Origin of the sequence: Erythrobacter sp. YT30 (genome assembly GCF_001542875.1) — a bacterium.
Classification (GTDB): Bacteria; Pseudomonadota; Alphaproteobacteria; order Sphingomonadales; family Sphingomonadaceae; genus Erythrobacter.
The window spans coordinates 691,018-712,458 of the sequence record NZ_LMAF01000002.1 but is presented as its reverse complement, the minus strand read 5'-3'; the positions used below and the strand labels follow the sequence as shown (position 1 = coordinate 712,458).

The following is a 21,441-nucleotide window of genomic DNA, read 5'->3' as shown; positions in this document are numbered from 1 at the left end:
CCGTCGCATCCATTTGATGGTCATGAACTATATTCTCATTCCTCTGCTCGTCATCCTGTGCGTTTTGGTCGTCGTTTCGCTGATCCGCGGCGTCGTTGCATTTCTTAAAACGACAAAAATCGACTTGGAGACGGGCGAGGGCGAGACCGCAACTGACATGCAGCTTGCCCAGAACAAGGCGATGTTTGCTCGGATTAAGTATCAGGCTCTGGCCATTGTGGTTGTCGCCATTATCTTCGTTCTTGCACAAAACTAAGGCTTCTGGACGGGCGAGCTTCCCGCGGGCATATCGCGCGTCTATGGTAAAATTGAATAAGATATACACTCGCACGGGCGATGATGGCACAACGGGACTTGTCGACGGTTCTCGTGCCCCAAAACATTCTGAGCGGATCAATGCCATTGGCGCTGTTGATGAAGTCAACAGCGCGATCGGTCTGGCTATCTGCGCGCTCGAAAACCCAGATCACAAAGCTCTGTTAACACGCGTGCAGAACGACCTTTTTGATCTTGGAGCCGATTTGGCAACACCGGCCAACGACGGTGATTTCTCGCCCTCAGAAATGGTGCTGCGAATGGTCCCGGCTCAATCGGAGTGGCTTGAGGGTCAGATTGATACCTTAAATGAGCAGTTGGAACCGCTGACCAGTTTCGTACTTCCAGGCGGAAGTGAAGCTGCGGCGCGCTTGCACATTGCGCGTGCAGCGACGCGGGCCGGGGAACGCGCGATGGCGGCTCTTTCTCACACATCACCGGTCAATCCGGCTGCGCTCACCTACATCAACCGTCTGTCCGACTTATTGTTCGTGATGGCCCGGGTGCTGAACGGCAATGGCAATGCCGACATCAAATGGGTGCCTGGCGCCAACCGTTGACTGACGAAAAACGCTAAACACTGGCCATTTGCAAAGTGCGTCGCTAACAGCCGCGTCAAGCATACAAATGCTGCACTTGCGAAGGAACTGAATATGCGGACAATCGGCGTTATCGGGGCTGGCCAAATGGGCACAGGGATCGCCCAAACAGTGGCTCAACACGGCTTGAACGTGCTTCTGTCTGATGTTGATCTTTCGCATGCAGAAGCTGGAAAGGCCGGAATTGAGAAAGCCGTGACCAAACTGGTTGGTCGCGGGAAAATGGAAGCGGATGCTGCCGAAGCGCTTCTCTCTCGGATCACGCCCGTGGCGGAATATTCGCCCATGTCGGATGCTCATCTCATCATCGAAGCTGCGACCGAGAAAGAGCCCATCAAACAGGGCATATTCGAAAATGTCGGCAAGGTTCTGAGCGATGACGCGATCATGGCGTCCAACACAAGCTCCATACCAATCACGCGTATGGCCAATCACTCGCCCGATCCAGAACGCTTCATCGGCCTTCACTTCTTCAATCCAGTTCCAGTGATGGGGTTGATCGAAGTCATTCCAGGCCTCGCGACATCGCAGGCGACCACAGACACCGTCACAGCTTTCGCCGAGGGTTTGGGCAAGCAGGTCGTCTTGAGCCAGGATGAGCCAGGCTTTGTGGTCAATCGAATTCTGCTTCCAATGATAAACGAGGCAGTTTTTGTCCTTGGCCAATCCACCGCTGGGATTGAGGACATCGATAAGGGCTGCAGACTTGGCCTCAATCACCCAATGGGGCCGCTTCAACTGGCGGATTTTGTCGGGCTCGATACCTGCCTCGACATCATCAAAGTGCTCTATAAAACTACGCGTGATAGCAAGTACCGACCGGCGCCATTGCTGGTGAAATATGTTGAGGCAGGCTGGCTGGGCCGCAAAACTGGCCGTGGCTTTTACGACTACTCTGGTGAGGCACCCGTCCCGACGCGCTGAGCAACTCTCGACGAAGGCAGGGGGTTATTCCGTTTCGCTCGGGTCCCATCGACCCGTGCCACCGACTTCTGGGCTTACTCGGCTGGGATCGACAGTGATTGGTCCGCCCGCCCCACCGTCAGCGCCAACTACTATGCGCTCGCCTCGCGACCTCTCTACCGGTCTGGAACTGCTGCGAGGCGGTGCACTTGCAAACACAGGCTCGCTATTTGACCGAGGCTCTGCGTCAAAGCCATTGTCATATCCCTCGTCGTTGAGCTCACTCGGCGTCGATGAAGCGAAACCGTTGTCGAACTCGTCTTCTTCCTCCTCCTCATCGCCGACCATGTCAGCGAAGGTGGTTTCCGGCTGGGTTTCTTCTTCGGCAGGTCTTTCTTCTGCAACCTCTTCAGATATCGTCGCAGAATCATCAGAATCCTCGCCGCCGCGCTCAAGCGAGCCAGCGATCAGAACTCCGCCGAATGCGACAACAGCGAGCACGCTGAACATCACCCTGTTCGTTTCAAGAAAAGCCATCGACATGGCTGAGGGCATACAGCGAAATCGGTTAAGGTTTGGTAGCGGCAATTTCGCGCTTCCATTGGTACAAAAGATCAAGCGCTTCACGAGGGGAAAGGGCGTCCAATTCGGTTTCGCTTAGCTTGTCCTCAAGGGTATCGATTGGTGCCTGCGCATCTTGGTCCACCATGCTGGCAGCAAAGAGTGGCAAATCGCCAAGCCCAGCCGCGATCCCTCCAGTTTGTGTGCGAGCATCTTCGAGTTTTTCGAGCACTTGGCGAGCTCGAGCGATAACAGGGGGTGGAACGCCAGCCAGCTTTGCCACGGCAAGACCGTAGCTTCGATCGGCGGCCCCTTTGGCGAGCTCATGCAAAAGCACTAGCTCGCCTTTCCACTCTCTGGCTCTCACATGGTGGAGAGAAAGCGCTTCACACTGATCGGCGAGCCTCGCCAATTCGTGATAATGCGTTGCGAACAGGCACCGGCAAGAAACCTGGGAATGCACAGCCTCGACGACAGCCCATGCTAGCGCAAGTCCATCATATGTCGAAGTGCCGCGGCCAACCTCGTCCAGGATCACGAAGCTCCGGTCAGTAGCCTGCGAAAGGATGGCGGCAGTTTCAACCATCTCAACCATGAATGTCGAACGACCTCGCGCAAGGTTATCGGATGCGCCGACGCGGCTGAAGAGGCGGTCTACCAAGCCGATTTCAGCTTCATGTGCAGGCACAAAGCATCCCGACTGCGCCATCACAACGATCAAAGCGTTTTGTCGAAGGAACGTCGATTTGCCACCCATATTGGGGCCGCCGATCAGCCACAGCCTGTCCTCGTCTGAAAGCGTACAATCATTCGCGACAAATCGATCGCCTGTTTTTGCGAGCGCTGCCTCGACAACGGGATGTCTGCCTCCCACAATTGCAAGACGCCGCTCCTCTGAGATTGCAGGCCTGCACCAATCACCTTCAGAAGCGCGTTCCGCATTGCCAGCGGAAACATCAATGCGGGCGAGTGCCGCTGCAGTCGCTGCAATATCATTCCGAGTTTCTCTTACGGCATCGCAGAGCTTCTCAAAATGCGCTTCTTCGGTTGCGAGGGCATGGCCGCCGCTGTCAGCGATGCGCGTTGCCTCTTTGTGCAGATTGATCGAGTTGAAGCGTACTGCGCCTTTCATCGTTTGGCGATGGGTGAAGCCGCTTTCAGGTTTCATCAGGCTGTCCGCATGGCGCGATGGAACTTCAATGAAATATCCGAGAACGCCATTGTGCTTGATCTTGAGTGAGGCGATCCCGGTGTCGTCGCGATAGCGCGCCTCCATGGCCGCAATCGCTTTCCGTGCGCTGCCTGCTATTTGCCGCAACTCATCAAGCCCCGCGTCGTATCCATCTGCAATGAAACTCCCACCCGAGCGTTCGGTTGGTGGAGAAGCAACAAGTGCACGGGTCAAAAGATCGATCAACGCGTTGTGGCCGGAAAGCCTCTGCAAAAGGTGCTCAAGGTAGTTTGGTCTGTCAGACATGCCGCCAAGGATTTCGAAAAGCCTTTGCGCGCCCGCCAACCCATCGCGTATCTGTCCCAGATCGCGTGGGCTTCCGCGTCCGGCAACGATGCGCCCCAAAGCTCGCCCAAGATCGGGCAATTGACGCAAGTGATCTCGAAGGTCAGCGCGCTCGACGGGACGCTCAAACCAGAATTGCACCAGTGCCAATCGGTCCTCAATTGATTGCTGGTCGAGCAGGGGGGCTGAAAGATCTTGGGCAAGAAGACGAGAACCCGCTCCCGTTTTGCAGCGGTCGACAGCGCCAATTAGCGTATTGGCCTTGCTTGATCCTCCCGATGCGCTCGCGCTTTCCAGTAATTCTAGGCTTGAGCGGGTTGCTTCATCCATCGCCATGCTGGCCGTGCCGGTGCGAAGAACAGGCGGGAGTAGCAATGGCAAATTGCCTCTCCCGACATGGTCGAGATATCCGATCAGCCCTCCAGCGGCAGCCAGCATGGCGTGCGAAAAATCGCCAAAGCCGTCCAGCGTTGAAACCTCATGAATTTGCTGAAGACGCTGTGCACCGCGATCGCTGGAGAAGATGCGGGGATCATGCTGCACGATCTCAGACGGACCATTCATCCAGCCATTAGGTGCAACGATTTCGCTCGGGCTTAACCGTGCAACTTCAGCGAGAAGCGCGCTTGGAGAGCACTCTTCGAGCGTCATCGATCCAGTTGATATGTCACAGCTTGCAATGCCGATTGCGCCGCGAACCTCGGCCAATGCCGCAATTACATTGGCGCGCTGCGGTTCGAGCAAAGCCTCTTCGGTCAGAGTGCCAGCAGTAACAAAACGGACGATATCACGGGCGACCAGAGCCTTGGACGCTGGACGGCCTTCACGTTTTGCGCGCTCTTTCGCTTCGTCCGGCGTTTCAGTCTGCTCCGCAATCGCGACTCGACATCCTGCCTTGATGAGCCTTGCCAGATATCCTTCCGCAGAATGCACTGGCACTCCGCACATCGGAACCGGTTCTCCGCCATGCTCACCGCGGGTAGTAAGGGCGATATCGAGAATGCGCGCGGCCTTCCGTGCATCGTCGAAGAATAGCTCAAAAAAGTCGCCCATCCTGTAGAAAAGCAAAGAGCCTCCCGCTGCTTCTTTGAGCGAGAGATATTGCTGCATCATGGGGGTTGGACCGGCACCGCTAGGCATTTCTCAGGACTAGACAGCATCGGCCTGATTCGGAAACGGTGTGGGCGTTGGTTTCCCCCTATCATCTGATCAAAGTGCGAGCTAAGCGCCTGTAAACAGCGTTGACGCTACGCGCGTGAAGGAAGAATGAGATAATGGCAGACGAACCCACAGGCGGCTTCACCACACGTGAGGCGCTGTTTTACCACGAGACCATCCGTCCCGGTAAATTGGAAGTGGTCGCGACAAAACCGATGACCTCTCAGCGAGATCTTAGTCTCGCCTATTCTCCGGGCGTTGCTGCGCCTGTTGAAGCTATCGCTGAAGATCCTTCCCTTGCTGCGCGGTATACAGCGCGTTCAAACCTTGTCGCCGTGATTTCTAACGGTTCGGCAATTCTTGGCCTTGGCAACCTTGGAGCTTTAGCTTCCAAGCCTGTCATGGAGGGGAAAGCGGTCCTCTTCAAACGGTTCGCGGACGTGGACTCGATTGATATCGAACTGGCGACCGAAGACCCGGAAGCCTTTATCAACGCTGTCGCTTTGATGGAGCCGAGCTTCGGTGGCATCAATCTGGAAGATATAAAAGCGCCAGAATGCTTCATCATCGAAGCGGCTTTGCGCGAACGCATGAATATCCCCGTCATGCATGACGATCAGCATGGCACTGCCATCATTGCTGCGGCTGGACTGATCAATGCGTGCCACTTGACGGGGCGTGATTTGAAAACATCCAAGATGGTTGTGAATGGGGCCGGAGCATCTGCGCTGGCATGCACAGCTCTTATCAAGGCGCTTGGTATCCCTCATGAAAACGTCATTGTTTGTGATCGCTCGGGACCCATTACTCCGGGCCGCGACAATGTCGACCAATGGAAAAGTGCGCACGCGGTCGAAACCAAAGCGAAAGATCTCGAGGAAGCACTCGATGGCGCCGACATTTTCCTCGGGCTGTCTGCCGCGGGAGCGTTGAAGCCTGAATGGGTGAAGAAGATGGCGGACAAACCGATCATCTTTGCGATGGCCAATCCCACGCCAGAAATCATGCCAGACGATGCGAAAGCCGTTCGCCCTGATGCAATCATCGCGACTGGGCGTAGCGACTTTCCCAATCAAGTTAACAACGTGCTCGGCTTCCCTTTCATTTTCCGCGGCGCGCTGGATGTGCAGGCGACTACAATCAATGAGGAGATGAAAGTCGCCGCCGCAAAAGCAATTGCCGAGCTTGCTCGGGAGCGTGTTCCTGAAGAAGTTGCAAGCGCTTACGGGAAAAACCAGAAATTCGGCACCGACTATATTATTCCGGCGCCCTTCGACCCGCGTCTGATCGAAGTTGTGTCTTCCGCCGTGGCAAAGGCTGCGATGGACTCAGGCGTTGCACTGGCCAATATTGAAGACTTCGATCAGTATCGGACCGCGCTTCGTTCTCGCCTCAATCCCACGACAGCAGTTCTGACCGGCGTCTACAATGAGGCTAAAGCCAATCCAAAGCGGATGGTCTTTGCCGAAGCAGAAGAAGAAGTCGTGCTGCGCGCCGCAATCCAATATCGCGATTTCGGTTATGGCACACCCATTCTGGTTGGGCGCACAAAAGCCGTGGTGAACAAGCTCCATCAGCTTTCAGTGTCTGATCCCGGCAGCTTTGAAATTCAGAATTCCGCCGACAGTCAGCATGTCCCAGCCATGGTTGAACTGCTGTACAAACGCCTACAAAGGCGCGGCTACACTGAGCGCGACGTGCGGCGGATGGTCAACCAGAACCGCAACATCTTCTCCTCTCTCTTGGTGGCACTCGGGCATGGAGACGGGATGATATCGGGCCTCACAAAGACCTTCGCGCAAACCGTGCGCGAAGTGAACATGGTGCTTGATCCAAAGCCGGATGCGGCGCCTTTTGGCATTCACATGATGCTCGGCAAGAACCACACTACCTTTCTCGCCGACACCACCATCAACGAACGACCCGACGCAGAGCAACTTGCCCATATAGCCAAAGAAACCGCTGCCGTTGCGCGGCGTATGGGTCATGAGCCGCGTGTGGCGTTCCTTTCCTATTCAACTTTCGGCAATCCGTCGGGCCAGTGGCTTGGCAATATTCGCGAGGCTGTGGCTACTCTCGATAGCGAAAACCCCGGATTTGAGTACGAAGGCGAAATGGCTCCAGATGCCGCGCTCAATCCGAAAGTCATGGAGCTATATCCCTTCAGCCGTCTCTCCGCGCCTGCCAACGTGCTCGTCATGCCGGGGCTCCAATCGGCCAACCTTTCGGCCAAATTGCTTCGTGAACTTGGCGCAAACACGACTGTTGGTCCCATGCTTATCGGGATGGAGAAGCCGGTGCAGATCGCCCCGATGACGGCAATCGCGCCTGATGTGCTGACTCTCGCCGTCCTCGCAAGCGCTGGGGTCGTGGGCTAGGACTTGAGCCTAACCTCGGCGTCGAAAGCGGAAGTACCACACTTCGTGGCCGAACTTTTCGCGCGCTTTTTGCTCGTATCGCGTTTCGCACCAGCCTGAGGGGCGGTTCTGCCAACTTGAGGGGCCTTCGACGACCCACTCGAATTCGTCTGTAAAACGCTGCATCACCATCAGGGCGTGTCGCAGATAGACCGCGTGATCGGTGCCAAAACGGAATTCACCGCCCGGTTTTAATTTGTCCGCGATCAATTGTACCGGGCCATCATTCATCATTCGTCGTTTTGCATGGCGCGCTTTGGGCCATGGGTCGGGGTGAAGCAGATAGACCATCAGCAGCGAGCTATCGGGAACCCGCTTTAGTACCTCGATCGCATCGCCGTGGTGCAGGCGGATATTGGCGAGGCGCTGTTCCTCAATATGGCCCAAAGCCTGCGCAACGCCATTCAAGAACGGTTCTGCTCCGATAAACCCATGATTGGGGAGCAGATCGGCGCGGTAGGCAAGATGCTCGCCGCCGCCAAATCCGATCTCGAAATGCATCGGGCAGTCCTCTCCAAACAAGGCCTCAGCAGTTACCGGGCCTTCTTCCGGCACTGCGATCTTGGGCAGAAGATTATCGACCAACCCTTGCTGGCGGGCGCGCAGCGGTTTGCCGATGCTGCGGCCGTAAAGACGGCTGAGTGTTGTGGGGTCGCCTTCTTTAAATGCAGTCATGATCCGGCCGATTGGGGGAGGGCGCAGCTTTTGTCTACCCAAAGAATTCCAACACTTTCCTTGAGGGCGGCGCTCACATCCCTATATCGCGCCAATTCATGAATGAGCTTATCCAAACACTGCAGGCCCAACCGCTGTGGGCTCAATCGCTTATAGGGCTTGTCCTGCTCGGATCGGCGGCAGTTTTCGTCAATTACGTGCTCAAGCATGTGATCCTGCGGATCGCTGCGCCCTATCTCGACCGCAAGACAAAGACGATCGACAAGGCTGCCGCCTGGCTTGCAACTGCGGCCCCTTTGCTAATCATCTCCCAAGGCATCTCTCTTGTCCCGAACCTGCCTGAGCAGGTCTACGATATCGTCCGCAACACGGCGCAGGCGCTGATCGTTGTCTCAGTCGCGATGGCGATCGTTCGCGCGCTTGCTTACGCCAACGAGGTTTATGAGCGGCTGCCGCGAGCGAAAAACCGCCCGATCAAAGGGTTTGTACAAGTCGTAAAGATCATCGTGCTGTGCGGCGCTGCGATCATCCTTGTCTCGGTCCTGATTGATGAAAGTCCGCTGCTGCTGCTGTCGGGTCTGGGCGCAATCACGGCTGTTTTGCTGCTGGTGTTTAAGGACACCATCTTGAGCCTCGTCGCGAGCGTTCAATTGACGACGCAAGACATGTTGAGGGTCGGCGACTGGATCACCATGGACAGTATGCAAGCCGATGGTGATGTCATCGATATCTCGCTTCACACGGTTAAAGTGCAGAATTTCGATAAGACGATTGTGACAATCCCTACGCACCGGCTGGTCTCTGACAGCTATCAGAACTGGCGCGGGATGAGCGAGGCTGGCGGCAGGAGGATCAAGCGATCTTTGATGATCGATCAAAACTCGATCCGTTTCCTGAGCGATGAGGAAAGTGTTGGGCTGAAGAAGTTCAAGATCCTCAAAGAATATTTAGCGGAAAAGCGCGAGGAAATCGCTGAGTGGAATGCGCGGGAACTCGAAGGGGAAGATGCGCCGGTGAATGCGCGGCGCCTCACCAATTTCGGGACATTTCGCGCCTATGTGAATGCTTACCTCGCATGGCATCCGCGGCTCAACTCAGAGAAATTCACGATGATGGTCCGACAATTGCCGCCCGGTCCAAAAGGTGTGCCGCTTGAGCTTTATTGCTTCACAGACACCACGAACTGGGTCGAATTTGAAGGGGTCCAGGCCGATATTTTCGATCACCTGATTGCGATCTGCCACGAATTTGATCTGGCGCTGTTTCAAGAGCCGACCGGGAGGGACTTTTCGAACATGGCGCTTGCACACGAGACGTCAGCTTCTGACAATGAGGGCGGGTAAACACCCAAGCGAAGGTGACAAAGGTGACACCGTGTCACCCTAGAGTGTCTCGCAAAAATCTATTCACTACAGCACCTTATGTAAGAAATTGTTAGGGTGACGGACAGGTAGCAGAGACCTTGAATCCGGGCGCACGGGCATAGGGGCCCCGTCCAGGGGGAAACACGCGCCATCTGAATGCATCTGTTCAAGAGTGATGGACAGTGTGAAAGAGCCGGCCGTCTTAATGACAGCGAACTGGGCCGTAGGAAAACGAGCCAAGCAGCGACGACCAGCCATCAGACAAACCCGGATCTTCGCAGCGAATCATTGGATCGCGCCGCGCTCCTCCAACGGATCAAGCAATTGCCCGGTACGGCTTTCCCAATTGTGATTAGAAAGCAGAAGGTCGGTTCTTCTGCAGAAAACTCGGAAAACAGACTTCGATTTCAAAATCGGTAAGCGGTTGCTTGCGACCCGAATGAGGACTTCAGCTTGACTGACAAACGGCGCGATCAATAAACCATATAAATGGCAGCCATCTCGATACAGCAAGTCCGGCCAGACGAGCTAATCGACTTGGCACAAATTGGGCGAAAGACCTTTGAACAGGCGTTTGGAAGCGGCAATGACCCTTTGGAATTCGCAGCCTATCTGGAGGAAGCATTTGACCCAGAGCAGCTCTCACGGGAGCTAAGCAATCCCGAAACGCGTTTCTTCTTCGCCAAGGTCGATGACAAGATCGTTGGATACCTCAAAACAAATCATGGAGACGCACAAACCGAGAGAATCGAAGGGCAAACTCTGGAGATTGAGCGCATCTATGTTGACGCTCATGCGCACGGATCAGGAGTTGGAAAAGCCTTATTCAACCACGCGAAAGAAGAGGCGAAAGCCTGCGGAAAAGATGCCATTTGGCTCGGTGTATGGGAAGAAAACCCCAAGGCAATTGAGTTTTATTCTAGGCAGGGATTCAGAGTCTTCGGCGAGCACGAGTTCAGGATAGGCAATGACGTGCAACGGGACATCCTGATGCGGCTCGAATTGTGAACGACTAATTGAGCAACAAGCTTTTGCTCACGTTCACTTGCACCCCAAACTCGGTCATCAAGCTGTTGTGATTAGTCACTTGCTATCTGGCGGACCGACCAACTCGGCTGTCATCAATTCGGATTAAACAGGCTCATAAGCCGCGCCTATGGCTCAACGAGGCGTCCGACAATGGGCAAGAACGGTGCGCTTTCTGGCTGCTCGCGTTCGCGCAGGAAACTGCTCCGCTGCACCAATACAAAAGCCCGAGACCATTTAGGCCCCGGGCGATTTGTTTCAAAGAAGACCGAACTCGTGGAATTCGGATCGCAAGCGGTCACCGGTCCTGATCGCGTGCAGCAGGCCCAGTTGGGCTTGCCGGAACGGGCGCGTTAAACGCGCAGCGGACCTTTGGATCACGCGGCTTCAGCTTCGTCCTGCGGATCGCGAAGAACATAGCCGCGGCCCCACACTGTCTCGATATAGTTTTCACCGCCGCAAGCGTGGCTCAGTTTCTTGCGCAGCTTGCAGATGAAAACGTCGATGATCTTGAGTTCAGGCTCATCCATTCCGCCATAAAGGTGGTTGAGGAACATTTCCTTAGTGAGCGTGGTGCCTTTGCGCAGGCTCAAAAGCTCAAGCATGGCATACTCCTTACCGGTCAGGTGCACTCGAGCGCTGTCGACTTCGACAGTTTTGGCATCGAGGTTCACGGCAAGCTTACCAGTGCGGATGATCGATTGGCTGTGACCTTTAGAACGGCGCACAACAGCGTGGATGCGGGCAACCAGTTCTTCACGGTGGAAAGGCTTGGTCACATAATCGTCAGCGCCAAAGCCGAACGAGCGGATTTTGCTGTCCATTTCGGCGATGCCCGACAGGATCAGAACCGGCGTTTGCACCTTGGCGACGCGCAGTTTTTTCAGCACGTCATATCCGTGCATGTCTGGCAGGTTAAGATCGAGCAGGATGATATCGTAATCGTACAGTTTACCCAGATCGAGGCCTTCTTCGCCCAAATCGGTTGAGTAGACATTGAAGCCTTCCGTCGTCAGCATAAGCTCGATGGCTTTTGCTGTGGTTGGCTCGTCTTCAATCAACAGCACTCGCATTGCTGGTCCCCTATATGCCCCGTGTAAGGCGGAATTTCGCGGTCAGTTTTTTGGTAACGCCTCGATAAGAAGTGTTGCCATGTATTAACCACACAAGTTCTGAACGGAAAAGGTTAATTATGCGTAAACCTAGGGTTTCCCACGAGTCGCACGGGATAGTGCCTAGGGGTCTTAACGTTAATCCGGTTGTGAGAACGGTTGCCCTTAACGGCTAACTAAGGACGTCAGAGGCTCTCCAGCTTCTTCTGCCGCCGCCTCTGCGCGCTTGATCCGATCCCGGCGGCTTCGCGATACTTGGCGACAGTTCTGCGGGCCAGATCGAAGCCTTCCTCGTTTAGAATATCGACCAGTTTCTGATCGGAAAGCACCTTTTTTGGATCTTCGGCATCTGTTAGCGCCTTAATGCGTGCCTTGATCGCCTGTGAGGAAGCGCCTTCGCCATCGCCCGAGCCGCCAATCTTGCCGACGCCGCTTGAGAAGAAATACTTGAGCTCAAAACAGCCGCGTTCGCAGTGTAAATACTTGTTGCTGGTGACCCGGCTTACGGTGCTCTCGTGCATTTCGATCTGTTCGGCAACTTCGCGGAGGGTAAGCGGGCGAAGTTCTGACACACCCCTCCTGAAAAACCCATCCTGTTGCTTCACGATTTCGGCTGCGGTCTTAAGAATGGTTTTCTGCCGTTGGTCCAAAGCGCGGATCAGCCAGTGCGCATCGGCGAGTTTCTCCTTGAGCCACGCTTTTGCCTCGTCCGATTGGCCAGTGCTGCCGACTTCGACATAGTAATCCCGGTTAACGACAAGGCGCGGTAGGGTGTCTTCGTTCAGCGCAATGTCCCAGCCGCCTTTGCCATTGTCGCTTAGGAGAATGTCAGGGACGACCGCGCCACCGCCCTCGGATGCGAAGGCCAACCCCGGCTTGGGGTCATAGCTGCGCAATTCGCGCAGCATGTCGGCAAAATCCTCGTCATCGACGCGGCACATGCGTTTGAGCCGCTCAACTTCGCCGCGTGCGAGCAAATCGAGATTGTCGATCAGCCGCTCCATGCAAGGATCATAACGATCTGCCTCGCGCGCTTGGATTGTGAGGCATTCAGCAAGATCGCGCGCGCCAACACCGCTCGGATCAAGCGATTGGACGACTTTCAACGCGCGTTCTGCAGAGGCGAGATCAACGCCGAGGTCATAGGCGATGTCGCGCAAATCGAATGGAAGCCATCCGGCATCATCGAGCATTCCGATCAGGTGAGTCGCGATAAACGCTTCCCGCTCGCTGCTTGCCGCAGCGCCGACCTGCATTCGCAAGTGATCGCCAAGGGATAATTCGGCTGATTGCGTGGCTTCAAAATCGGGCAGCTCGCTTGCCGCACCCATTCCGGTGCCGGCGGCGCTCCAATCGGCATTGGCTCGCAAGCTCTGCGCCCCGTCGCCCGTGTCGACATCGCGGTCGAGCGCGCCATTATCGATATCAAGCGGAGCTTCCGTCTCGCCTTGTCCCTGCGCCATCAACTGATCGGATGTGAATTCCTCCCGCGGAATGTCGTCGGGCTCGCTTGGCGCATCGGCGTTTTCGGATCGCGTCTCGCCGACTTCTAAAAGCGGGTTGGTCTCCAACGCTTCGCCGATGAAAGTCTCAATTTCGAGATTGGAGGCCGCAAGCAGCTTGATCGCCTGCTGCAATTGCGGCGTCATCACCAGGGATTGCGATTGCCGGAGGTCGAGGCGTGGACCTAGAGCCATGATGGTGATCTACAGCGTAAAGCTCTCGCCAAGGTAAAGGCGGCGCACGTTTTCATCCGCAACCAGCTCTTGCGGAGAACCTGCAAACAGCACCTGGCCGCCGTAGATAATGCAGGCGCGATCAACGATATCGAGCGTTTCGCGGACATTGTGATCGGTGATGAGAACCCCGATGCCGCGTTGTTTCAGATCCTTTACCAGATCGCGGATATCGCTGATCGACAGCGGATCAATCCCGGCAAAGGGTTCATCGAGCAGCATGATCGAAGGCTTGGCCGCGAGCGCGCGCGCAATCTCGCAGCGCCGACGTTCCCCCCCCGACAAAGCCATGGCAGCGCTGTCACGCAGGCGAGTAAGGCCAAATTCGCTCAAGAGCCTTTCAAGTTCCGCCTTGCGCGTTTCCCCATCGGGCTCGACCATTTCAAGAACGCAATTGATGTTCTGTTCAACCGTCATGCCGCGAAAGATGCTGGTTTCCTGCGGCAGATACCCTAGGCCAAGGATCGCGCGGCGATACATGGGCAGCTTGGTCACGTCTTCGCCGTCCATCAGGATGCGGCCCGAATCCGGACGGACAAGCCCCATGATGGAATAGAAACATGTCGTCTTGCCCGCGCCGTTGGGACCGAGGAGGCCCAGCACTTCCCCTTTGGCGACCGTCAGCGAGATATCGCTGAGCACGCTTCTCTTGTCGTAACTCTTGGCGATCGAGATGACTTCAAGCCCGCCCTGGGCCTCGACAGTCTCTTGCGCTGATGCAGCGTCGGGAGGCGATGCAAGTTCGTTCATTTCCCCTCTCTAGCACTGATAGCTTACCAGAAAAGGGCGGAAGGCCTGGACTTGGTCGATTCTGGCAAGATTTTTGCTTTCCGACTGCAAATTTTGGCATCCTGCGCTCCGCCAAATCAGCCTCCAAATCGAAAAAGTTCACAAATCCGGGGTGTTGGCTGGTCTCAAATGCGCGCTGTGCAACATAATGACACTTTGGTTACCATGCTTGCAACGCAGCGCGCTATTTGAGATACTACGTCAAATAAAAACATCCGTTGGGGAGCGGTAATATGAACGATCAGCTGCACGAAAAGGACTATCACAGCTACAGCACGCGCGCAGCGTCGGGAGAGGACACTCATCAGCGTGACTGGCGCAAAGCAATGAGCGATCATGTCGCTTATGCTCTTCTGGTATACACCGGCTTGCAGATTTTCGTCACAATCAAGGCCTTGGCACAAGGCGTATCCTCAATCCTACCTTATGTTGCTCTCGTAGTCCTTGTGGCCGGTATTATTCCGGCCTGCCGCTGGTTTGAACGCCGCTGGGCCGGTCTTTCCGATGAAGAGGCGAGCGACATGGCCTACGCATCGGCATTCCGCCGCGACATATTCGGTCTGTGGGTGTTGGCAATTGGATTGCCGTTTGCACTGACGGGCCTGTTCAAGATGATGTTCGCCGGCTGATCAGGCGCAAAAGCAGCGCCCGGCAGAACGCCTAGACCGCCTAATCCCAACTTCGAATTAGCCTTTGGCGCGTTCAATCGCCTCGATTACGATCTGGCGCGCGTCTTTCGCGTCGCCCCATTTCCCGATCCGCACCCATTTTTCGGCCTCAAGATCTTTGTAGTGCGTGAAGAAGTGTTCGATCTGTTGCATTATGATCGACGGCAAATCTTTCGTCTCACCAACATCTGAGTAGTACGGGAAAGTTGTGTCGACCGGCACGCAGACCAGCTTTTCATCGCCGCCATGTTCGTCTTCAAGATTGAGCACGCCGATTGGGCGTGAACGCACAACACAGCCAGGAATAAAAGGTGAGCGCGCGATAACCAAAGCATCAAGCGGATCGCCGTCGGGGCTTAGTGTGTGCGGGACAAAGCCATAATTGGCAGGGTAGCGCATCGGTGTGTGCAGGATCCGGTCGACGAAGAGTGCACCTGATTCCTTGTCGAACTCGTACTTCACCGGCTCGCCGCCCGTTGGCACTTCAATGATGACATTAAGGTCTTCGGGGGGATTTTCGCCGGTTGGGATTTTGTCGATACGCATAGGGCTGTCCTGTTTCGCTAATTTCTACGCCCCTCTCCCAAAAGGCTTCGCGCGGCGCTTAGCCGAGCAATGAGCATTGCGAAAGACCTCCCTTGGTCGTAATCGCGCACCTCTTTCAGTTGAGCGCAAATCGGACACGCGGATGAGCAAGAACACACCCAAAGCGATCAGGGGCACACAGGATATCTTCGGCGCAGATGCCGAAAGCTTCGCATTCGTGGTCGAAACATTTGAACGCGTGCGCAAACTCTATCGCTTCCGCCGCGTTGAAATGCCGGTGTTCGAAAAGACCGAGGTTTTCAGCCGCGCGATTGGCGAAACCACCGATGTTGTGTCGAAAGAAATGTATTCATTCGAGGATCGCGGTGGAGATTCTCTGACGCTTCGACCGGAGTTTACCGCAGGTATTGCGCGGGCCTATCTGACGAATGGTTGGCAGCAGCACGCGCCTTTGAAAGTCGCCACGCATGGTCCTTTGTTTCGGTATGAACGCCCGCAAAAGGGCCGCTACCGCCAGTTCCACCAGATTGATGCCGAGATCATAGGTGCTGCTGAACCGCAAGCGGACGTGGAATTGCTGGCCATGGCGGATCAATTGCTGCGCGAACTTGGGATTGAAGGCGTGACGCTTAACCTTAATACGCTCGGCGATGTGGCAAGCCGAGAGGCGTGGCGTGCCGGCCTGATCGAATACTTCAGCAAGGTGCGCGGTGATCTGTCCGAAGACAGCCAGGAGCGACTTGAGAAAAACCCGCTTCGTATCCTCGACAGCAAAGATCCGCGCGACAAAGCCTTTCTCGCGGATGCGCCCAAGATCGATGAATTTCTGTCCGATGAGGCGCTGGCCTTTTTCGAAAACGTGACCAGCGGGCTTGATGCGGCTGGCGTCAAATGGACGCGGGCTGAAAGCCTTGTGCGCGGGCTCGATTATTATCGGCACACCGCGTTTGAGTTTATCCCGGATGAAGGCTCAGCCGCTGCAGATGCTTTGGGTGCGCAGTCGACTGTGCTGGGCGGTGGACGCTATGACGGGCTGATCGAAAGCCTTGGTGGATCGGTGACGCCAGCGGTCGGCTGGGCGGCTGGGATAGAACGGTTGGCTATGTTGGTTGGGGAGAAGGAAGCTGCGCCCTTGCACGCCTCCATAGTGCCGATCGGCGAGAATGGGGCGAAGGTTGCTGCAAGCTTGGCTTCATTCCTCCGCATGCATGATTTGTCTGTTGATGTTGCCTTTCGCGGTAACATGAAGAAACGGATGACCAGGGCAAATGACGCTGGAGCGTTTTTTGCGCTTATTCTTGGCGACGATGAGATTGCTAGCCGGAAAGTTGCGGTCAAAAATCTGCGAACAGGCGATCAGTCACTTTGTTCATTTGATGACGTCGCTGTTGTCCTTAGCGAAGCAGTTGAAGGAGAAGAAATGGCTCGGGTGGCTCGGAAGTTTCGCGGCAGCGGTGGCTTCGCTGGCAAAGAACGTCATCCATTCTCAAATTATTAGCCCCCTTGTCATCCCCGCGAAGGCGGGGATCCAGCTGCCTTCAACGACAGTCGCGTCAATTACTTGGATTCCCGCCTTCGCGGGAATGACAATTAGAGATTAAGCAATGCAAATCCCACCCGAACGCCTTGATCAGATAGCCAATCGCTTTGCCGAGCTTGAAGCGCGCATGGCGTCGGGCACGCTTGAGGGCGACGAATTCGTGCAGGCCTCGCGCGATTACGCTGAGCTTGAGCCGGTCGCCAAAACCGCTGCCGAGGTAAAGGCCATTCGCGAGGAAATAACCGGCCTCGAGGAAATGCTCGATGATCCGGAAATGAAGGCGATGGCGGAAGAGGAGCTTGCTGAGCTGCGCGCCGCCTTGCCTCAGAAAGAACGCGCGCTCGCTATTGCACTACTCCCCCGCGATGCCGCTGATAGCAAACCCGCAATGCTCGAAATCCGGGCCGGTACGGGCGGCGATGAAGCGGCTTTGTTTGCAGGCGACCTTTACCGAATGTACGAACGCTTCGCTCAGGAGAATGGCTGGCGGGTGGAACCTGTCAGCATGAACGCTTCCGAAGTGGGCGGGTTCAAGGAAATTGTCGCCAACGTGACCGGCCAAGGTGTTTTTGCAAAGCTCAAATTCGAAAGCGGCGTCCACCGTGTTCAGCGCGTACCTATCACTGAGAGCGGCGGACGAATTCATACGTCTGCCGCGACTGTTGCAGTTCTGCCTGAGCCTGATGAAGTCGATGTACAAATCGACCAAAATGACCTCAAAATCGACACTTACCGCGCGAGCGGCGCAGGCGGCCAGCACGTCAACACCACCGATAGCGCGGTGCGCATTACCCATTTGCCCACCGGCCTTGTCGTGATGCAACAAGATGAGCGCAGCCAGATCAAGAACCGCGCGAAAGCCATGCAGGTACTGCGCGCTCGGCTCTATGAGAAAATGCGTGACGAGGCCCAGGGTGCAGAGGCCGAAGCGAGGAAGGCGATGGTGGGATCGGGTGACCGCTCTGAACGCATCCGCACATACAATTTCCCGCAAGGTCGCGTGACCGATCACCGCATCGGGCTCACTTTGCATAAGCTAGAAGAAGTGCTGGCAGGGCCGGGTCTTACCGAGATGGTGGATGCGCTTATTTCCGAGGATGAGGCCAAACGACTGGCAGCGCTTGCCGAATGAAGGTTGCAGACGCTCTGCGCGCTGGTGCCGAACAACTAGCGGCTACCTCCGATACCGCGCGCCTCGATGCTCAACTGCTGATGGCGCACGCGCTCAACGTGACGCGCTCAGAGATGCTGCTGCGATTTGCAGACAAGCCTTCGCCTCAAGGGTTTTCCGGTCTTATCGAGCGACGCCTGAACCATGAACCCATCGCCTACATCACCGGCTGGACGGAGTTTTACGGTCGGCGTTTCAATATCGCGCCGGGAGTATTGATCCCTCGCGGGGATAGTGAAGTGCTGATTGAGGCTGCCTTGGAGATCTGTCCCGATGCCAAAAGGGTTTTGGATTTGGGTGTCGGATCTGGCGCGCTTTTGCTCACCATTCTGTGCGAAAAACCCAAGGCGTCGGGTGTCGGGGTCGACGCGTCATCAGAGGCCATCGAAATCGCCGGGGAAAATGCCATTACCCTACAGGCTGCTGGAGAACTCAATCTAGCGACCGCGTGGGCGTTTCGTGAGGCCGACTGGAGCATGCCGGGCTGGAGCGACGACATTGGCGCGTTTGATCTCATCCTCTGCAACCCGCCCTATGTCGAAACGTCAGCCAGGCTTGATCCAGATGTGCGCAATTACGAACCCGCATCGGCCCTCTTTGCTGGCGCCGACGGGCTTGACGACTACCGCGTCCTTATCCCCCAACTGCGTGCATTGATGGAAAATAACGGCGTCGCGTTGTTCGAAATCGGGCATTTGCAATCCGATGCGGTTACAAAACTCGCCTATGATGCGGGTTTTGAGGTGCAATTGCGACATGACCTTGCAAACAGGCCGCGCGTCCTCATCCTTTCCTAACGATTTGTGCTCTAGGGCTTGGCAAACCCGATTTCGCTCGCTAGCTAGGAATCGGTCACGACTTGCGAAGGGCGCAAATCGTTGAACCAAGCTCCAAATTTCGCTCAGAATAGCCGTCAGGGCTTGCCCTCGGCTTGATTGCAGCGCGGAGTCTGCTCTGTTTGGAGAGTGAAGGCCTTGTAACGCTCATAATGTGACGCAGGGCCGCTGATAGGGAACGTTTTCCTTGAATAACAATCGTAACAATCGTCGCCGCGGTCGCGGGAATCGCAATCAGGGCGGCGCAAACAGTCAAAACCGGATTGATAGCCGCGCGCGGGGCAATGCACCGCAATTGCTCGATAAGTACAAAAAACTGGCTCAAGACGCGCAGCATAATGGCGACAGGGTGCAGGCAGAATACTACCTGCAATTCGCCGATCACTATTTCCGCGTTATCGCCGATAACAAGGCCCGCCAGGAAGAAGCGCGCGCAAAGCGCAATGAAGAGCGTGATCAATCGGGCGACGACAGCGATGACGGCGAAGATGGTGGCAATCGCCGTCGCAGCAGCAATCGCCGGTCCCGTTCGCGCCGCGATGACAATGAGAATGTCACCGAAGGCGAAGTCGGCAACGAAGGCGAAGCCGCAAGCGAAGGCGAAAGCGCTTCAGAAGAGAGCGAAGAGCCCAAGCGCCGCACGCGCAAACCCAGAGGCGAAGGACGCGGCGAAGGCCGGGCTCCCCGTCGCAAGCGCAGCGAAGCCAAGTCGGACGATGCACCTGCAGAGATTGATCAGTCGGTCCTGCCTCCTGCTATCGGTTCAGATGACAGCACCGATGGGGATAAAGACGATAGCCTTGAGGCAGTCGGCTAATCGATGAACTCCCGCGGGGGTTTGACCGCAATGAACCCTTCGCAGGCGCGTAATCCGCTCGGTAAGATTGTCGAGCTGGCGAAAGCTTGGCCTAAACTCACGTCGATCATCCTCGGATTGATAACCGCCTGCGGCTATCCGCCGCTGCACGCCTGGTGGATTGCCTTGCCCGCATTGGCGCTAGCTATCCTTCACTGGCATGCTGCACCCAATTGGAAAGCCGCCTTATGGCGGGGTTACTTTTTTGGATGGGCGCATCTGACGCTCGCGAACAACTGGATTGCCACCGCTTTCACTTATCAGGCGAAGATGCCCGAATTTCTGGGCTGGATTGCCGTACCCCTCCTTTGCATTTACCTCGCCGTTTATCCTGCGATTGCGGTTGTGGCAGCGCATCTGTTGAGCCAAAAACTGATCGGCGAGAGGACGGGAGTTTTGGCCTACGGTCTGCTGCTTGCCGGAGCGTGGACTATCACGGAATGGGTGCGCGGGTGGGCCTTTACTGGCTACCCTTGGCCACCTTTGGGACTAATCGCCCTCGGCAATTGGAACACCGGCGGGATCGCTGCACTTTTGCCATGGCTCGGCACTTACGCGCTGTCTGGTTTGGTGGTTTTAATTGCTTGCCTCCTTGCAGCAGGGAGCGCCCGCCGACCATGGCTGGCGCGCGCTGGTTACGGCGCTCTTATCGTAGCGGGGATGGTGCTGCCCGTGATGTCTCAGCAAGACGAAACCGATGTTCGCTATGCTCTTGTCCAGCCACTCATCCCGCAAAATGAAATGAATGACGGCTCCAAGTTTGAAGAACAATTTCAGCGTATCACTGATCTGACGCTGCCCGGCAATGAAGAGGAGCGATTGGTGCTTTGGCCGGAAAGCGCAATCCCCGATTACCTCGAGGATGGCTATCCGCAGCGCTATTATGCGCAGCTTACCGCGGGCGCTGATCCTGAATTAGCCCGCCGCCGGATTGGCTCTGTCATCGGGCCAAAATCGACGCTTCTGACGGGCGTAGTCAACCTTGATATCGGCAAGGGCGCTGGAGGTTTTCCGACAGCTGTTACCGCGCGCAATTCGGTTCTTGGTCTTAACGGTGAGGGCGAGATTACGCACCACTATGCCAAGGCGCATCTTGTGCCTTATGGCGAATACCTTCCCCTATCATGGGCACTCGAGCCGATAGGTCTTGATCGTCTGACTGCGGGCACAATCGACTATGATCCGGGTCCAGGACCGCAAACGCTGGACCTCGGAGCTCTGGGCAAGGCTGGCATTCAGATCTGCTATGAAATTGTCTTTCCAGGCGAAGTTGCTGATCGCAACAATCGGCCTGATTACATCTTCAATCCTTCCAATGATGGTTGGTTTGGTGCCTGGGGTCCACCTCAGCACCTCGCCCAAGCCAGGCTGCGAGCGATCGAAGAAGGGCTGCCTGTTCTGCGCTCCACTACGACCGGGATCAGCGCCGTTATCGATGCGAGTGGAGTAGTCCGCCAGTCTGTTCCCACGGGCGAGGCCGGCCGTCTCGATGGCTTTATACCCAAGGTGAAAGCACCGACGCTTTTTGCGAGATTGGGGCATGTTCTGACGCTTGGTTGGGCCGTGATTTTTCTGCTCGCAGGGCTCGGCATGCCAAGACTGCTTGCGCTGCGTGAAACCCGCAGCTAGTGCTTCGCCGCGACATAAAGGTTT

The 21,441-nt window shown here is 56.0% G+C and carries 19 protein-coding genes; 12 read left to right on the top strand and 7 right to left on the bottom strand.

Annotation, left to right across the window (positions count from 1 at the left end):
- Positions 1-22 precede the first annotated feature (22 nt).
- From AUC45_RS07970 to AUC45_RS07960, 3 genes are all read left to right on the top strand, one after another.
- The gene (locus AUC45_RS07970) at positions 23-256 is read left to right on the top strand and encodes an HIG1 domain-containing protein (protein WP_067603654.1); all 234 of its coding nucleotides are present in this window, start codon (positions 23-25) and stop codon (positions 254-256) included.
- A 43-nt stretch (positions 257-299) separates the two neighbouring features.
- Positions 300-875, top strand: coding sequence for a cob(I)yrinic acid a,c-diamide adenosyltransferase (locus tag AUC45_RS07965; RefSeq protein WP_067600821.1), 576 nt, complete (start codon positions 300-302; stop codon positions 873-875).
- Positions 876-968: 93 nt separating this feature from the next.
- Positions 969-1,838: a 3-hydroxyacyl-CoA dehydrogenase NAD-binding domain-containing protein gene (locus AUC45_RS07960; protein WP_067600816.1), complete on the top strand. Its 870-nt coding sequence runs from the start codon at positions 969-971 to the stop codon at positions 1,836-1,838.
- A 24-nt stretch (positions 1,839-1,862) separates the two neighbouring features.
- On the opposite strand, the gene AUC45_RS07955 is transcribed toward AUC45_RS07960, so the two are convergent.
- Entirely contained in the window at positions 1,863-2,360 is a 498-nt protein-coding gene (locus tag AUC45_RS07955) for a hypothetical protein (protein WP_067600813.1), read from the bottom strand.
- A gap of 25 nt (positions 2,361-2,385) precedes the next feature.
- Positions 2,386-5,007 carry a DNA mismatch repair protein MutS gene (gene mutS / locus AUC45_RS07950; protein ID WP_067600810.1) on the bottom strand — a complete coding sequence of 874 codons (2,622 nt, stop codon included), beginning with the start codon at positions 5,005-5,007 and terminating at the stop codon, positions 2,386-2,388.
- Between the two features lie 161 nt (positions 5,008-5,168).
- Between mutS and AUC45_RS07945 the strand changes: the two genes are divergently transcribed.
- On the top strand, positions 5,169-7,430 hold the full coding sequence (locus AUC45_RS07945) for an NADP-dependent malic enzyme (protein WP_067600807.1): 2,262 nt from the start codon (positions 5,169-5,171) through the stop codon (positions 7,428-7,430).
- A gap of 9 nt (positions 7,431-7,439) precedes the next feature.
- Here the strand turns inward: AUC45_RS07945 and AUC45_RS07940 are convergent, their stop codons facing one another.
- Complete coding sequence (locus tag AUC45_RS07940; protein WP_067600804.1) at positions 7,440-8,144, bottom strand: tRNA (guanosine(46)-N(7))-methyltransferase TrmB; 705 nt, start codon at positions 8,142-8,144, stop codon at positions 7,440-7,442.
- A 98-nt stretch (positions 8,145-8,242) separates the two neighbouring features.
- On the opposite strand from AUC45_RS07940, the gene AUC45_RS07935 reads away from it, so the two are divergent.
- Both AUC45_RS07935 and AUC45_RS07930 read left to right on the top strand, forming a co-directional pair.
- Entirely contained in the window at positions 8,243-9,487 is a 1,245-nt protein-coding gene (locus AUC45_RS07935; protein WP_067603651.1) for a mechanosensitive ion channel family protein, read from the top strand.
- A 510-nt stretch (positions 9,488-9,997) separates the two neighbouring features.
- Positions 9,998-10,516 (top strand): GNAT family N-acetyltransferase, encoded by a 519-nt coding sequence (locus AUC45_RS07930; RefSeq protein ID WP_067600801.1) that lies wholly within the window; start codon positions 9,998-10,000, stop codon positions 10,514-10,516.
- A gap of 395 nt (positions 10,517-10,911) precedes the next feature.
- Here the strand turns inward: AUC45_RS07930 and ctrA are convergent, their stop codons facing one another.
- The 3 genes from ctrA to lptB form a co-directional block, all read right to left on the bottom strand.
- Positions 10,912-11,607, bottom strand: a complete 696-nt coding sequence (gene ctrA / locus AUC45_RS07920; protein ID WP_067600795.1) for a response regulator transcription factor CtrA — start codon at positions 11,605-11,607, stop codon at positions 10,912-10,914.
- A 224-nt stretch (positions 11,608-11,831) separates the two neighbouring features.
- Positions 11,832-13,343: an RNA polymerase factor sigma-54 gene (gene rpoN, locus AUC45_RS07915; protein ID WP_067600792.1), complete on the bottom strand. Its 1,512-nt coding sequence runs from the start codon at positions 13,341-13,343 to the stop codon at positions 11,832-11,834.
- A 9-nt stretch (positions 13,344-13,352) separates the two neighbouring features.
- Positions 13,353-14,132, bottom strand: coding sequence for an LPS export ABC transporter ATP-binding protein (gene lptB / locus AUC45_RS07910; RefSeq protein ID WP_067600789.1), 780 nt, complete (start codon positions 14,130-14,132; stop codon positions 13,353-13,355).
- Between the two features lie 272 nt (positions 14,133-14,404).
- On the opposite strand from lptB, the gene AUC45_RS07905 reads away from it, so the two are divergent.
- Positions 14,405-14,800, top strand: a complete 396-nt coding sequence (locus AUC45_RS07905) for a hypothetical protein (RefSeq protein ID WP_067600786.1) — start codon at positions 14,405-14,407, stop codon at positions 14,798-14,800.
- A 57-nt stretch (positions 14,801-14,857) separates the two neighbouring features.
- Here the strand turns inward: AUC45_RS07905 and ppa are convergent, their stop codons facing one another.
- Positions 14,858-15,385: an inorganic diphosphatase gene (gene ppa / locus AUC45_RS07900; protein WP_067600784.1), complete on the bottom strand. Its 528-nt coding sequence runs from the start codon at positions 15,383-15,385 to the stop codon at positions 14,858-14,860.
- A 142-nt stretch (positions 15,386-15,527) separates the two neighbouring features.
- On the opposite strand from ppa, the gene hisS reads away from it, so the two are divergent.
- The 5 genes from hisS (at position 15,528) to lnt (ending at position 21,417) form a co-directional block, all read left to right on the top strand.
- A complete protein-coding gene (hisS, locus tag AUC45_RS07895) occupies positions 15,528-16,883 on the top strand; it encodes a histidine--tRNA ligase (RefSeq protein ID WP_082701033.1) in 1,356 nt (451 codons plus the stop codon).
- Positions 16,884-16,989: 106 nt separating this feature from the next.
- Positions 16,990-18,057, top strand: coding sequence for a peptide chain release factor 1 (gene prfA / locus AUC45_RS07890; protein WP_067600780.1), 1,068 nt, complete (start codon positions 16,990-16,992; stop codon positions 18,055-18,057).
- On the top strand, positions 18,054-18,893 hold the full coding sequence (gene prmC / locus AUC45_RS07885; protein ID WP_067600777.1) for a peptide chain release factor N(5)-glutamine methyltransferase: 840 nt from the start codon (positions 18,054-18,056) through the stop codon (positions 18,891-18,893). Before prfA ends, prmC begins: the two co-directional genes overlap by 4 nt.
- 226 nt (positions 18,894-19,119) lie before the next feature.
- Positions 19,120-19,749 (top strand): DUF4167 domain-containing protein, encoded by a 630-nt coding sequence (locus AUC45_RS07880; protein WP_067600775.1) that lies wholly within the window; start codon positions 19,120-19,122, stop codon positions 19,747-19,749.
- Positions 19,750-19,779: 30 nt separating this feature from the next.
- Positions 19,780-21,417, top strand: a complete 1,638-nt coding sequence (gene lnt, locus AUC45_RS07875; protein ID WP_067600772.1) for an apolipoprotein N-acyltransferase — start codon at positions 19,780-19,782, stop codon at positions 21,415-21,417.
- Positions 21,418-21,441: the final 24 nt, after the last annotated feature.

What these genes read in the sequence shown, in the direction of transcription:
- AUC45_RS07970 (WP_067603654.1), top strand. Translation starts at nt 23, where the DNA reads ATGAACTATATTCTCATTCCTCTGCTCGTCATCCTGTGCGTTTTGGTC.
- AUC45_RS07965 (WP_067600821.1), top strand. Translation starts at nt 300, where the DNA reads ATGGTAAAATTGAATAAGATATACACTCGCACGGGCGATGATGGCACA.
- AUC45_RS07960 (WP_067600816.1), top strand. Translation starts at nt 969, where the DNA reads ATGCGGACAATCGGCGTTATCGGGGCTGGCCAAATGGGCACAGGGATC.
- AUC45_RS07955 (WP_067600813.1), bottom strand. Translation starts at nt 2,360, where the DNA reads ATGTCGATGGCTTTTCTTGAAACGAACAGGGTGATGTTCAGCGTGCTC.
- mutS (WP_067600810.1), bottom strand. Translation starts at nt 5,007, where the DNA reads ATGATGCAGCAATATCTCTCGCTCAAAGAAGCAGCGGGAGGCTCTTTG.
- AUC45_RS07945 (WP_067600807.1), top strand. Translation starts at nt 5,169, where the DNA reads ATGGCAGACGAACCCACAGGCGGCTTCACCACACGTGAGGCGCTGTTT.
- AUC45_RS07940 (WP_067600804.1), bottom strand. Translation starts at nt 8,144, where the DNA reads ATGACTGCATTTAAAGAAGGCGACCCCACAACACTCAGCCGTCTTTAC.
- AUC45_RS07935 (WP_067603651.1), top strand. Translation starts at nt 8,243, where the DNA reads ATGAATGAGCTTATCCAAACACTGCAGGCCCAACCGCTGTGGGCTCAA.
- AUC45_RS07930 (WP_067600801.1), top strand. Translation starts at nt 9,998, where the DNA reads ATGGCAGCCATCTCGATACAGCAAGTCCGGCCAGACGAGCTAATCGAC.
- ctrA (WP_067600795.1), bottom strand. Translation starts at nt 11,607, where the DNA reads ATGCGAGTGCTGTTGATTGAAGACGAGCCAACCACAGCAAAAGCCATC.
- rpoN (WP_067600792.1), bottom strand. Translation starts at nt 13,343, where the DNA reads ATGGCTCTAGGTCCACGCCTCGACCTCCGGCAATCGCAATCCCTGGTG.
- lptB (WP_067600789.1), bottom strand. Translation starts at nt 14,132, where the DNA reads ATGAACGAACTTGCATCGCCTCCCGACGCTGCATCAGCGCAAGAGACT.
- AUC45_RS07905 (WP_067600786.1), top strand. Translation starts at nt 14,405, where the DNA reads ATGAACGATCAGCTGCACGAAAAGGACTATCACAGCTACAGCACGCGC.
- ppa (WP_067600784.1), bottom strand. Translation starts at nt 15,385, where the DNA reads ATGCGTATCGACAAAATCCCAACCGGCGAAAATCCCCCCGAAGACCTT.
- hisS (WP_082701033.1), top strand. Translation starts at nt 15,528, where the DNA reads ATGAGCAAGAACACACCCAAAGCGATCAGGGGCACACAGGATATCTTC.
- prfA (WP_067600780.1), top strand. Translation starts at nt 16,990, where the DNA reads ATGCAAATCCCACCCGAACGCCTTGATCAGATAGCCAATCGCTTTGCC.
- prmC (WP_067600777.1), top strand. Translation starts at nt 18,054, where the DNA reads ATGAAGGTTGCAGACGCTCTGCGCGCTGGTGCCGAACAACTAGCGGCT.
- lnt (WP_067600772.1), top strand. Translation starts at nt 19,780, where the DNA reads ATGAACCCTTCGCAGGCGCGTAATCCGCTCGGTAAGATTGTCGAGCTG.